This is a genomic window from Saliniradius amylolyticus (assembly GCF_003143555.1).
Classification (GTDB): domain Bacteria; phylum Pseudomonadota; class Gammaproteobacteria; order Enterobacterales; family Alteromonadaceae; genus Saliniradius; species Saliniradius amylolyticus.
In genome coordinates, this window is sequence record NZ_CP029347.1 from 2,397,422 (window position 1) to 2,409,769 (window position 12,348).

Here is a 12,348-nt window from a genome sequence, read left to right on the forward strand (position 1 = left end):
CTCAAAAACCATCGTTTAGGAGGTCATTCTTACCGAAATCGACTCGCCCTTCATCTGTTTTTTCAACATGCGCTTGGTGCGATCCACAACATCCCCCACCAACTGGCCGCAGGCGGCGTCGATATCATCTCCGCGGGTGCGCCGAACAACGGTGACAAAGCCCTTTTCAATCAACACCTTGGCGAACCGATCCATGCGAGAGTTACTGGAGCAGGTGTAGGGCGAACCCGGGTATGGGTTAAAGGGAATCAGATTGATCTTGGCCGGGGTATCTTTAAGCACTTCGGCCAGTTGCTCAGCCTGCTCCATGGAGTCATTGATGCCGTTTAGCATCACATACTCCACCGTGACTTTACCGTGATTCGCGTTGGACTTACCCAAATAGCGATTCACCGCCGCTAAAAATTCTTCGATGGGATATTTTTTATTGACCGGTACGATCTCATCACGCAGCTCATTAGTGGGGGCGTGCAATGAAATAGCCAGCGCCACATCGATCTGGTCACCCAGCTTATCCAGCGCTGGCACCACGCCCGATGTACTTAACGTCACCCGACGCTTGGACAAGCCAAAGCCATAATCGTCCATCATCAGCTCCATGGCCGGTACCACATGCTTTAAGTTAAGCAGCGGTTCACCCATGCCCATCATTACGACATTGGTCACCGGCCGTTTGGCCGAGTCATTGGACAAGCCAAGAGTGGTTGCCACTCGCCATACCTGACCGATTATTTCAGATACCGTCAGATTACGATTGAACCCCTGCTGAGCAGTAGAACAGAAGGTACACTCCAGAGCACAGCCCACCTGCGACGATACGCACAGGGTGGCCCGGTCGCCGTCGGGGATCCAGACGGTTTCTACTTCCTGTCCCCCCTCTAACTCAAGAGCAAATTTGATTGTGCCATCACTGGCCTGCTGCTGCCGAGCTATTTCCGGCGCCTTGATCTCACAGCGATCGATGAGCTTTTGACGTAACTTCTTATTTAAGTTGGTCATCTGCTCGAAGTCATCACAACCATGCTGATAGATCCATTTCATCACCTGATCGGCCCGGAAGGGCTTCTCACCTATCTCGGCGAAGAAATCTCTCAAGCCCTGTCGGTTGAGATTCAGCAGATTGGTCTTTTGATCGCGCATTCGATTACCTCTAAATTAATGTGCGGCGAATTGTACATTTTTCGAACAGAAATACCAGTCTAAGGCAAACTTCTCTTGCTCGGGAAAAGGCTCTCTTCTGGATATAGAGATGGCCTAAAGCTGCTCCTGTGGGCTCTCACTGTCACCCGTCCATGGATGGATATTCCAGCTCGGCCATCCACGGCCTCGCGTTCATCGCTCTCGGCGTGACGTTAAGTCACCCCTCGTACGCTTTGCGCACCGCTTCTAATACTTTTACGGTCACCCTTCCATGGGGCGATATTCCAGCTCGGCCATCCACGACCTCGCGTTCATCGCTATCGGCGTGACGTTAAGTCACCCCTCGTACGCTTTGCGCAACGCTTCTAATACTTTTACGGTCACCCTTCCATGGGGCGATATTCCAGCTCGGCCATCCACGACCTCGCGTTCATCGCTCTCGGCGTGACGTTAAGTCACCCCTCGTACGCTTTGCGCAACGCTTCTAATACTTTTACGGTCACCCTTCCATGGGGCGATATTCCAGCTCGGCCATCCACGGCCTCGCGTTCATCGCTCTCGGCGTGACGTTAAGTCACCCCTCGTACGCTTTGCGCAACGCTTCTAATACTTTTACAGTCACCCTTCCATGGGGCGATATTCCAGCTCGGCCATCCACGGCCTCGCGTTCATCGCTCTCGGCGTGACGTTAAGTCACCCCTCGTACGCTTTGCGCAACGCTCTTCACCCCTGGATATAAAAAAGGGAGCCTCAGCTCCCTTTTGACCGCTCAGGCGCTCGTTTAACGAGTGCGTGGGCAGATTTCTTCGTCAGAGAAGAAGTACGCAATTTCACGAGCCGCAGACTCAGGCGCATCAGAGCCATGTACTGCATTCTCGTCGATTGACTTAGCATAGTCGGCACGCAGAGTACCTGCCAACGCTTCTTCTGGGTTAGTTGCACCCATGATTTCACGGTTTTTACGGATAGCGTCTTCGCCTTCCAGGACCTGAACCATCACCGGGCCAGAAGTCATAAAAGAAACCAGTGCGTCGAAGAAAGGACGCTCTTTGTGCTCGGCGTAGAAACCTTCGGCTTGTTCTTTGCTCAGGTGCAGCATCTTAGAAGCAACGATGCGCAGGCCAGCCGTTTCAAAACGGTTGTAGATCGCACCGATCACGTTCTTTGCTACGGCATCAGGCTTAACGATAGAAAAAGTACGCTCCAGCGCCATATTTCACTCTCCAAAACAGTAGGGACAAAAATCGAGCGCGGATTATAGGCAAAAAAAGTGTCTTTGACTAATGCTTAGGGGAAATTTTCCGACAGTGTTAGAATAAGGTTAAGTGCAAATCTGGGGGATGAACTAATTTACCGCTTTTATTGCCTTTTTCTGTTGATATTTTGTTGGGGCGTTTCGGCGCAGTCCATCAAGGTTACCTCGGAGCTCTGGCCCCCCCATTTTACCACGCCTCAAAGCGATGGCCTTTATGAAGCAATTATTCGCCGTGCCTTTCCCGACCACGAGATTGAATTCATTTATCTGCCTTACTATCGTTCAGTACAGGCGGTTAGAACGAGTAAAGCCGACCTCTGGCTGGGCTCATATTTAAATGAGGTCCCGGAGGCACTCTACCCCAATCACTTTTTCGATGTGGATGAAGTCAGTGCCCTGCACCTCCAGGAAACCCCCTTTAACCTGGCCGACTCTCTGCTCCATCACCCCCTGGGCTGGATAAAAGGCTACGAATACCAAACCTACTACCCCCAAATTCCTAAACACAATATCTACTCACTGTCCTCCCTTGAGGTTGGTCTGAGAATGCTGCGAGGTGGCCGACTTAAATTTGTCCTCGACGACAAATCGTCCCTGCAGGCTTTCTTAGCTGAGCGCCCGACAACGCCAACGCGACTGACCATCACCACGTTTGGGTTACTGCCGCTCTACCCCGGGTTTGCCGACACCCCCCAAGGCCGACATTTAGCCGCGCTCTGGGACCAACAACTGACCCGAATGAAAGCCAATGGCGAATTGCAGCGCCTCTATCGGCAGTTTGACGAACCCTACCTGCTTCACCTTTGCCCCTCTGAGCCACTGCCTCTTTTAAGTTGTGTAATAAACGATTAGTGATTGATTATTGGTCGGCATTCGGGCAGACTTCGCCCGCCGAACTTATGGGCACCCAATCCCTCCTGCCCCTGCGCCAACAATACTTGAGTAAAACACTCAGGTAATATACAATCGAGATGAATTTTTAGCGTGTTGGGCAGTTTTATGCTCAGCCGCCACTGCATTTGCATGAATAACGAGTGAGACCATCATGAGCGAACAGATCGATCAGGCCTTATCCCGCAAATACGACGCTGGGTTTGTCTCCGAAATTGAATCGGAAACCTTCCCCATCGGTTTGGACGAGGACGTCATCCGCCGGATATCCGCCGTTAAAGGTGAACCTGAGTGGATGCTCGACTGGCGTCTGCGTGCCTACCGCTCTTGGTTGAAAATGGAAGAGCCTGAATGGGCCCATGTTCATTATCCGAAAATCGATTTTCAGGATATCTCCTACTATTCAGCCCCCAAGAGCATGAAGGATAAACCGAAGTCTCTGGACGAGGTCGATCCTGAGCTGTTACGCACCTATGAAAAACTGGGCATCCCTCTGCATGAACAGGAGATGCTCGCTGGTGTCGCTGTTGATGCCGTTTTTGACTCGGTATCCGTGGTCACCACCTTTCGGGAAAAGTTAGAAGAGGCGGGCGTCATTTTCTGCCCCATATCCGAAGCAGTGCACAAGTACCCAGAGTTGGTAAAAAAATACTTAGGCACCGTGGTGCCCCGCTCCGACAATTTCTTCGCCGCGCTCAACAGTGCCGTGTTTACCGATGGGTCCTTTGTCTATATACCTAAGGGCGTGCGCTGCCCGATGGAACTGTCTACCTATTTCCGTATTAATGAACAAAATACCGGTCAGTTTGAGCGTACCTTAATCGTGGCCGATGAAGGCAGCCACGTCAGTTATCTGGAGGGCTGTACCGCACCGCAACGTGATGAGAATCAGTTGCACGCCGCCGTCGTTGAACTGGTGGCCCTGGACGATGCCGAAATCAAATACTCCACGGTACAAAACTGGTACCCGGGCGACGAAGACGGCAAGGGCGGAATCTATAACTTTGTGACCAAGCGCGGCCTCTGCGAAGCCAATGCCAAGATCAGTTGGACCCAGGTAGAAACCGGTTCGGCGGTGACCTGGAAATACCCAAGCTGCGTGCTTAAAGGTGATAACAGTGTCGGCGAGTTTTACTCGGTCGCCTTGACTCGCGGCAGACAACAGGCCGATACCGGCACCAAGATGATTCATCTGGGTAAGAACACCAAATCCACCATCATTTCCAAGGGCATCTCAGCCGGGCGCAGTAACAATGCTTACCGAGGTCTGGTTCAGATGGGACCGAAAGCCGATGGTGCGCGTAATTTTACCGAGTGTGATTCTCTGCTTATCGGCGATCAGTGCGGCGCGCACACCTTCCCTTATATCGAAAGCCGCAATCCCAGCGCCATAGTTGAGCATGAGGCCACCACTTCCAAAGTGAGTGAAGACCAGCTCTTCCTTTGTCAGCAACGCGGCATGGACGCGGAGAAGGCCGTATCCATGATCGTCAATGGCTTCTGTAAAGAGGTCTTCAAAGAGCTGCCCATGGAGTTCGCTGTGGAAGCGGGCAAATTGCTTGAAATCAGTCTTGAAGGTTCAGTGGGGTAAACCATGTTAACGATTAAGAATCTGCACGCCAGTGTAGAAGACAAAACCATTTTACAAGGCCTGGACCTTGAGATTAAGCCAGGCGAAGTTCACGCCATCATGGGGCCCAACGGTGCAGGTAAAAGTACCCTGGGTTATGTACTGTCAGGCCGCGATGGCTACGAAGTAGACCAGGGCAGCGTTGAGTTTAACGGCAAGGACCTGCTGGATATGGACGTGGAAGAGCGGGCCCGTGAAGGCCTGTTCCTGGCCTTTCAGTACCCGGTTGAGATCCCGGGTGTCTCCAATATGGAGTTCATGAAAGAAGCGGTCAATGCCGTGCGCGAGCAACAAGGCGAAGAGGCCTATACCTCGGCCGAGTTTCTGAAAAAAGCCAAGGAGGCCTGCAAGCAGGTACACCTGCCGCTGGATTTTCTGAAACGTGGCGTTAACGAAGGCTTCTCAGGCGGCGAGAAAAAACGCAATGAGATCATGCAGATGATTCTGATGCAACCAAGCCTGTGCATTCTCGACGAATCTGACTCCGGCCTGGATGTCGATGCGCTTCAGGTCGTCGCCGACGGTGTGAACAGTCAGCGCAACAGCGAGCGCAGCTTTATCGTGGTTACCCATTATCAGCGTCTACTGGACTACATCGAGCCGGACTATGTCCATATTCTGGCCAAGGGTAAGATTGTCAAAAGCGGCGACGCTTCACTGGCCAAAGAAGTGGAAGCCTCTGGCTATGCCTGGCTGGGCGATAAGAATACCGAGGAGGCCGAAGCATGAGCCAATGGTTAACCGACGTCATCGATCGCGGTGCGGTCAATGACTGGCTTAGCCCGGTTCGAGATAAGGCCCTGGCCGAGCTTAAACAGACCAGCTGGCCTACCCGCCGTACCGAGGCGTGGAAATACACTTCCTTGAAGCCACTGGAAGACTTGGATCTGTCGACCAAAGGCACGATACCTGAGCTGCCTGTTATCGATGGTTTAGACAGCATTGATCTGGTCTTTGCCGATGGTGAGCTGAAAACCGACTTGTCGAGCTTAGAGCTTCCTGCTGGCGTGCGCATTGAGTCGCTGGCCAATGCCAGTAAACAGGGACAGGCCACTGCCGAGGCGGTATTCAGTCAGGTGAAGCCCGGTCGTCACCTGTTTGGGCTGATTAATGATGTCCTGGTTCGTCAGGGGCTGATTATTGACATCGACGCCGGTGTGTCCTTCACGACCCCGCTGCGTATTGTGAATCTTACCGGCGCCGGAGAAGAGTCTCACCAGCGTGTACTCGTGCGTTTGGGTGACCAAGCAAAAGCCTGCGTCATCGAACAAGGCCTGGGTGAAGACAGCAGTTTTAGTACCGGCTTCGCCGAATATCAGTTGGGCCAGAAGGCCCAGCTGGAACATTATCGCCTGGCCATGCACACACAAAAGGCTGTGCACATTGGCGGCAGTCATTTCGATCTTTACGATGAAGCCCGTCTTAACAGCACGCTGATCGGATTTGGTAGCCAGCTGGCGAGGCTGGATGTGGACATTGCTCATCGCGGCGAGCACGCCAAGGCCAAGTTCAACAATGTCTACCTGCTGGGTGAAGGCGAGCACTTCGATCTGCACAGCACCATCGAACATGCCATGCCCAATGGCACCACCGAGGAAAACGCTCGGGGTATTGTTGGCGATAGAGCTAAGGCGGTTTTCAATGGTCGCATCCATATTCATCGCGGTGCACAAAAGACCCTTGCAGAGCTGAATAACCGCAACCTGTTGCTATCCCGTCGCGGCCAGATCAATACCAAGCCGGAGCTGGAGATCTATGCCGACGATGTACAGTGTGCCCACGGCGCTACGGTGGCCGAGATTGACGAACAATCCCTGTATTATTTGATGACCCGCGGTATTCCGCGCTCGCAGGCTTTGGTAATGCTGAATTTCGGCTTCATCCAGGAACTGGTCAACCAGATGCCCAATAAGGCTCTGGCTGAATGGTTGCAACCCAGACTCAAGGCACGCTTTGAGGAGATGGAAGTCAAATGAGTTTTGATGTCGCTGCCCTGCGCGCCCAGTTTCCTATTTTAAGCCGTCAGGTGGATGGTAACCCTTTGGTGTACTTGGATAATGCTGCCACTACGCAGAAGCCGCAGGCGGTGATCGATGCTTTGGTGGATTACTACTCCACCACAAACTCCAATGTGCACCGTGGCGCTCACCAACTCTCTGACGAGGCCACGCGCCGGTTTGAAAAGGCCCGTGAAACCATTGCCCGCTTTATCAATGCCAGTGCCCGTGAAGAATTAATCTGGACCAGTGGCACCACCGAAGCCATTAACATCGTGGGTAACGGTATTCGTCAGCAGCTTAACGCCGGTGATGAAATTCTGGTGACCGAGATGGAGCACCATGCCGATCTGGTGAGCTGGCAGCAAGCCTGCAAAGCCTCAGGCGCAACGCTCAAAGTCGCACCTATCTTCGACAACGGTGCGCTGGATGTGGATGCCTTTAAGGCCCTGCTCAGCGAAAACACCCGGCTTGTGGCCATGCCGCATATCTCCAATGCACTAGGTACCATCAACCCGGTTAAGGAGTTGACCGCTGCCGCCAAAGCTAAGGGTGCGCTGGTGCTTATAGATGGCGCTCAGGGCATTGCTCATGGCATGGTGGATGTGCAGGATATCGGCTGTGACTTTTATGCCTTTTCCGGCCATAAGGTCTTCGGGCCGACTGGTATTGGTGCCCTTTGGGGTAAAAAATCCGTATTAGAGGACTGGCCGGTATGGCAGACCGGTGGCGAAATGATCAGTCGAGTGACCTATCAGGATGCAGTCTGGGGTGAGCTGCCTAACAGACTGGAAGCGGGCACCCCAAATATTGCTGGCGCCATCGGCTTTGCTGCAGCCATCGGCTGGTTCAGCCAACTGGATCTGGACGCCGTTAAGACCCATGAAGCCTCTCTGATCCAATCGGCCACTGAACAGGCCGACGCCTTTGAAGGCTTGACTATCGTCGGTTCTGCCCCCAATAAAACCGGCATACTGAGTTTTATAATGCAGAGCGCTCATCCGGCCGACATCGGATTTATTTTGGATCGTCAGGGCATCGCCATTCGCACCGGCGATCACTGCGCCCAGCCATTGATGAAGCGCTTAGGTGTACCGGGCACCGCTCGGGCCAGCTTTTCCATTTACAATACCCTTGAAGAAGTCGACCAACTGTTTAAAGGGCTGAAAAAAGCCCAGATGATGTTGGCCTGACCGAGGAGGTACTATGTCCGTCGAAACTTTTACACCCAATCAGTCAGTGGTCAGCTTAACCGAGGCGGCCATTCGCCATTTTGAAGGCAAACTGAACAGCCATCCGGATAAGATCATCCGACTGTCCACTAAGGTCAGCGGCTGCACCGGCTATGCCTATGTGCTGGACTTCGCCGATACCGCCGAAGAGGGTGACACCAAGATCGCTATCAGCGACAAGTTGACTCTGGCGGTGGAAGCCAAAGCGGTGGACTTGGTTCGCAATACCGAGATCGACTACGTGCAGGAAGGCGTCAACGGCGTGGTGAAATTCAATAATCCCAACGTGGTCGACGAGTGCGGCTGCGGTGAAAGCTTTAACGTAGGCTAAGCATGCAGCAGAAAATGGTGGTGATGGAGCGCGACTGCATGGCCCGTCGCGTGCCCTCCGGTGAACCTAAGACTATTCCCGGCGGTGAATTTGTGACCCTGACCCAGGATCTGGGCGGTAATTTTACCGTCACCTGGCAGGGTAATATGCTGCGCATCGACGGTACTGACGCCGATGCTCTGGGTCGCAAGCCCCAGAAGCTCGAATTCGAGACACCGAGTGATGACACCATCAGCAAAGATCAGGTGTATCAAGCGCTGGAAACCATCTATGATCCCGAGATCCCAATTAACCTGGTGTCTTTGGGACTGATTTATGAGGTTGCCATCGATCAGGATAACAGCACCGTTAATATTCAGATGACCTTAACCGCGCCTGGCTGTGGCATGGGTCCGGTTTTAGTGGGTGATGTAGAATACCGTGTCGCGATGGTACCCAATGTGGACAAGGTCAATGTGGAGCTGGTATTTGATCCCCCCTGGTCCCGTGAGATGATGAGTGAAGAGGCGCAGCTGGAAGCAGGATTGTTCTTCTAGCCTGGCCACTGTTGTAACCAGAAACTGAGTGTAGGATCTCCAATGCCATTACCTTCCACTGACGAAATCATTGACGACATTGGCTTTTTTGACGACTGGGAAGAGCGTTACCAGTATATCATCGATCTTGGCAAGGCTCTGCCCGGCTTACCGGAAGAGGCTTGCACCGAAGATAAGCTGGTGCCCGGCTGCCAGAGCCAGGTGTGGCTGATTACCGAGCAACAAGACGGTAAACTTCAGTTTAGAGTGGACTCGGACGCCATTATCGTTCAGGGCCTGCTGGCACTGGTCATGGCCGCGTATAACAACAAAACGCCCCAAGACATTCTCGATTTCGATATCGACGCTTACTTTAACGAACTGGACTTAGAGCGTCACATTTCACCGACGCGAGGTAACGGCCTGCGCGCTATCGTTACCAAGATCCGAAAAACCGCCGAGCAGGCCCATTAGTAGAGCGTCATTTACCGGATAACCGGTTTAGGAAGGGCATTAAATGGTCGAGTACGGAGGGCCTTGTTAGCGCCATCGCGTGTGGTGCCGCAGTAATTACTGCTTGCTGCTTGTAATTACTCGCAGCTATAGTCAATAGCCGGGATGCAAAGGACGCTGGCGTGACATCATCCTGGCTGCCTACCAATAATAACAGAGGCCCCTCGAAGCGTTTTAGTGCTGGTGCCGGAGTGAGCTGGCTCAATTCATGACTTGGATCGCCGTCTAGACCTACATGCGCAAGATTAGCCATTAATTCACTGACAGAAACATACGCGCCTTCCAGCACCAAGCCTTCAACGTTTCGATGAGCCGCTACATAGCTGGCTAGACTTGTGCCAACAGAAACGCCGTATATCACCACCGGCAAATCGGCTGAAAAAGCCTTCCTGGCAGCATCAAAGACCCGCAATGCATCTGCTTTCAGGTTCTCAACAGTGATCGGATGAATAGCATCACTGGCACCCAGACCTCTAGGATCAAACCAGGTTACATTGGCGTTAAGTGCAGCCAGAGCCCTTAACAGACCATGAGCGCGCTCCAATGACATGCCATTACCGGGGTAGAACAGGATCTCTCTTTGCGCATTGTCAGACTCGAAGCGCAGTCCTCGAAGTTTGGCACCATTTACTCTATCCACACTCACGGAATGTGCCTTTCCTTCAGCCCCTTGTTTTTTCAGTGAGGTGTTGATGGTATCAATATCCAGTAACACCACCTCATTACTCTGCACAATAAACTGGCTGGTTGTCATTGTTTTAGCACAAAGGTCCATTGGCAATGACAAAGTGAAAACGGTGATCGCGACTAACCTGAGCATATTGGATTCCTGTTTTTTTGATAATGCCAGTAGACGTATTTTCATTCAGAATTACAAACGGAGAAATGTTTCAAAAAATGACTCGCAAATCGAGTCAACACATCTAGTGTTGATGCTGCTCAGGACCTGAGCCAACGCTTTAACGTCTATACTGCAATAAATAACGAACTTGCATAACATTCTCATGCTCAGCGACGATACTGTTTTGAATAAAGCTTTGGAACTGGCAAGGAGTACTTCTTGGGAAGACTTCAACATCAATGAGCTGGCTATAGGTCTTGATATAAGCTTGAGCGATTTGTACCGATGTGTTCGCTCACGGGATGATCTTGCTGATCTTTTGTTTGACCGGGCCGATACCAATATGCTGGATGCCTCTCAGAAGCCCGGTTTTATACAGCAAACTGCCGAGGCTCGATTAGCCCATTGCATATCGAGCTGGCTTGAGACACTGGCCCCCTACAAACCTCTGGTACGGGAAATGTTGGGCTACAAATTAGAGCCCGGTCACATTCATCTTCAGGCGCATGGTATTACTCGCATCAGCCGCACCGTGCAGTGGTTTTTAACGGCAGCGAGGTGGCAACCACAAGGCCTCTCCCGCATTGTGACAGAGCTCGGTGTCACTTCGGTATACGTAATCACCTTTGGCCGGTTTCTTTCGGACGATAAGCTGAATCCCCCCCACCTAAAAGCGCAATTGCAAGCGCGACTGCAACCTTTAGCTCCGCCCCAATAGTTAATGGATCCCATCACTCACGGTATTGTCGGCGCAGCTCTGGCTAGAAGTGTCTCTGTCATCAGGCCACCGCAAAATCACTCAGAAAGCCATTTATGGTGGCAACTGGGTGTTCTCGCAGCATTAATACCGGACTTGGACTACCTTCTGTTTTGGGTCGATCCACTGGCCTTTTTAGCCTACTGGCACCGCTCTTTTACTCACTCTTTGTTCCTGGCACCCTTGTGGAGTCTGACTATCGCCGCTGCGGCTTACCTTCTGACAGCGCATCGCTATCCATTCGTACTGTTATGGCTTGTTGCCACAGCAGGCGTGCTCTCTCACTGTTTTCTTGATGCTCTGACGCCTTTCGGAACCCAATGGTTTCAGCCATTCAGTGATGTGCGAGTCAGTGCAAATCTGCTGTTGGTCGTGGATGGTTATTTCACCCTGATACTATTGGTGTGTCTGTGGTTGATAGTAAAACACCGGTCCTGCAAAAGTGTCCTACTGGTTTGGTTCCTCCCTGTGGCGTACCTTCTGGTCGTAGTGGGCATCAAGCAACAGATCCGACAGGAGCTATCGCAACAATTACCTTCGAATACAACGCCATCAGACATACGTTTGTTCCCGCAGCCGTTTTCGCCTCTGCTGTGGCAAGCCATTACTCACAAAGCGCAAGGTAACTGGCGGGCGAGAGTATTTTACCGGACCAACTTCATCCCATTACCCCTGGATGCTACACAGCGATTGTCAGGCTTCACCACTACCTACCAGCCCAGCCATAGTCCGGATTGGCAATGGAAACCTCTTTGGCCGAATACTGGTAAGGACAACGCCTTAGCAAAAGCCGCCTGGCATCAACCTAACTTTGCTCCTTTTAGAGACTTTGCCCAGTACCCGGTACTGTATCATCTCGGCCCTCTTCCACCTCACTCGCCCGCTGGTTCATCAACCTGCTTTTGGTTCAGTGATCTGCGTTATCATTGGCCTGGTATCCCACCAGCATTTCGATTTGGCCTTTGCCAACAACATAATGGCCAATGGCAAACTCATCGTCTGCCCTATCTGAGTATTCCATAAGGACCGTTCACCACCGGTAAGATTCTCTTCACTTGCTTTCCGACGCAGCTGACGTTAGGGTAAAGACACATATCTTGTCGGAGTGCCCGAAAGGGCTGAGACCGCATTAGCGGGATCCGTTGAACCTGAACAGGCTAACACCTGCGGAGGGAACAAGACTGGGGAATCGATCCCTATTCTTATCAATCAGACGCCGATCGGCTCTCTGACAAGATCTTCACAT

General features: G+C 52.2%; 13 protein-coding genes and 1 riboswitch. Of the genes, 10 read left to right on the top strand and 3 right to left on the bottom strand.

The window, feature by feature from the left end; genetic code table 11:
* Positions 1-15: 15 nt before the first annotated feature.
* Both rlmN and ndk read right to left on the bottom strand, forming a co-directional pair.
* A complete protein-coding gene (rlmN, locus tag HMF8227_RS11185) occupies positions 16-1,140 on the bottom strand; it encodes a dual-specificity RNA methyltransferase RlmN (protein ID WP_109340251.1) in 1,125 nt (374 codons plus the stop codon).
* 781 nt (positions 1,141-1,921) lie between these two features.
* Complete coding sequence (ndk, locus tag HMF8227_RS11190; protein ID WP_109340252.1) at positions 1,922-2,353, bottom strand: nucleoside-diphosphate kinase; 432 nt, start codon at positions 2,351-2,353, stop codon at positions 1,922-1,924.
* Between the two features lie 162 nt (positions 2,354-2,515).
* Between ndk and HMF8227_RS11195 the strand changes: the two genes are divergently transcribed.
* The 8 genes from HMF8227_RS11195 to HMF8227_RS11230 all read left to right on the top strand — a co-directional run bounded on the left by HMF8227_RS11195 (position 2,516) and on the right by HMF8227_RS11230 (position 9,465).
* Positions 2,516-3,247 carry a substrate-binding periplasmic protein gene (locus tag HMF8227_RS11195; protein WP_162558581.1) on the top strand — a complete coding sequence of 244 codons (732 nt, stop codon included), beginning with the start codon at positions 2,516-2,518 and terminating at the stop codon, positions 3,245-3,247.
* A 193-nt stretch (positions 3,248-3,440) separates the two neighbouring features.
* Positions 3,441-4,877 (top strand): Fe-S cluster assembly protein SufB, encoded by a 1,437-nt coding sequence (gene sufB / locus HMF8227_RS11200; protein ID WP_109340254.1) that lies wholly within the window; start codon positions 3,441-3,443, stop codon positions 4,875-4,877.
* 3 nt (positions 4,878-4,880) lie between these two features.
* A complete protein-coding gene (gene sufC, locus HMF8227_RS11205; RefSeq protein WP_109340255.1) occupies positions 4,881-5,645 on the top strand; it encodes a Fe-S cluster assembly ATPase SufC in 765 nt (254 codons plus the stop codon).
* Positions 5,642-6,892, top strand: a complete 1,251-nt coding sequence (gene sufD, locus HMF8227_RS11210) for a Fe-S cluster assembly protein SufD (RefSeq protein ID WP_109340256.1) — start codon at positions 5,642-5,644, stop codon at positions 6,890-6,892. Before sufC ends, sufD begins: the two co-directional genes overlap by 4 nt.
* Entirely contained in the window at positions 6,889-8,106 is a 1,218-nt protein-coding gene (locus tag HMF8227_RS11215) for an aminotransferase class V-fold PLP-dependent enzyme (protein WP_109340257.1), read from the top strand. The genes sufD and HMF8227_RS11215 overlap by 4 nt, the downstream gene beginning before the upstream one ends.
* A gap of 13 nt (positions 8,107-8,119) precedes the next feature.
* Positions 8,120-8,476 (top strand): HesB/IscA family protein, encoded by a 357-nt coding sequence (locus HMF8227_RS11220; protein ID WP_109340258.1) that lies wholly within the window; start codon positions 8,120-8,122, stop codon positions 8,474-8,476.
* 2 nt (positions 8,477-8,478) lie between these two features.
* The gene (gene sufT, locus HMF8227_RS11225) at positions 8,479-9,012 is read left to right on the top strand and encodes a putative Fe-S cluster assembly protein SufT (protein WP_109340259.1); all 534 of its coding nucleotides are present in this window, start codon (positions 8,479-8,481) and stop codon (positions 9,010-9,012) included.
* Between the two features lie 42 nt (positions 9,013-9,054).
* On the top strand, positions 9,055-9,465 hold the full coding sequence (locus HMF8227_RS11230) for a SufE family protein (RefSeq protein WP_109340260.1): 411 nt from the start codon (positions 9,055-9,057) through the stop codon (positions 9,463-9,465).
* 7 nt (positions 9,466-9,472) lie between these two features.
* On the opposite strand, the gene HMF8227_RS11235 is transcribed toward HMF8227_RS11230, so the two are convergent.
* Positions 9,473-10,324, bottom strand: a complete 852-nt coding sequence (locus tag HMF8227_RS11235; RefSeq protein WP_162558582.1) for an alpha/beta fold hydrolase — start codon at positions 10,322-10,324, stop codon at positions 9,473-9,475.
* Positions 10,325-10,493: 169 nt separating this feature from the next.
* On the opposite strand from HMF8227_RS11235, the gene HMF8227_RS11240 reads away from it, so the two are divergent.
* Together HMF8227_RS11240 and HMF8227_RS11245 are read left to right on the top strand one after the other, a co-directional pair.
* Positions 10,494-11,063, top strand: coding sequence for a TetR/AcrR family transcriptional regulator (locus tag HMF8227_RS11240; protein WP_162558583.1), 570 nt, complete (start codon positions 10,494-10,496; stop codon positions 11,061-11,063).
* 3 nt (positions 11,064-11,066) lie between these two features.
* Positions 11,067-12,125 (top strand): metal-dependent hydrolase, encoded by a 1,059-nt coding sequence (locus tag HMF8227_RS11245; RefSeq protein ID WP_109340263.1) that lies wholly within the window; start codon positions 11,067-11,069, stop codon positions 12,123-12,125.
* 68 nt (positions 12,126-12,193) lie between these two features.
* A riboswitch (TPP riboswitch) is annotated at positions 12,194-12,294 on the top strand.
* The last annotated feature ends 54 nt before the right edge of the window (positions 12,295-12,348 follow it).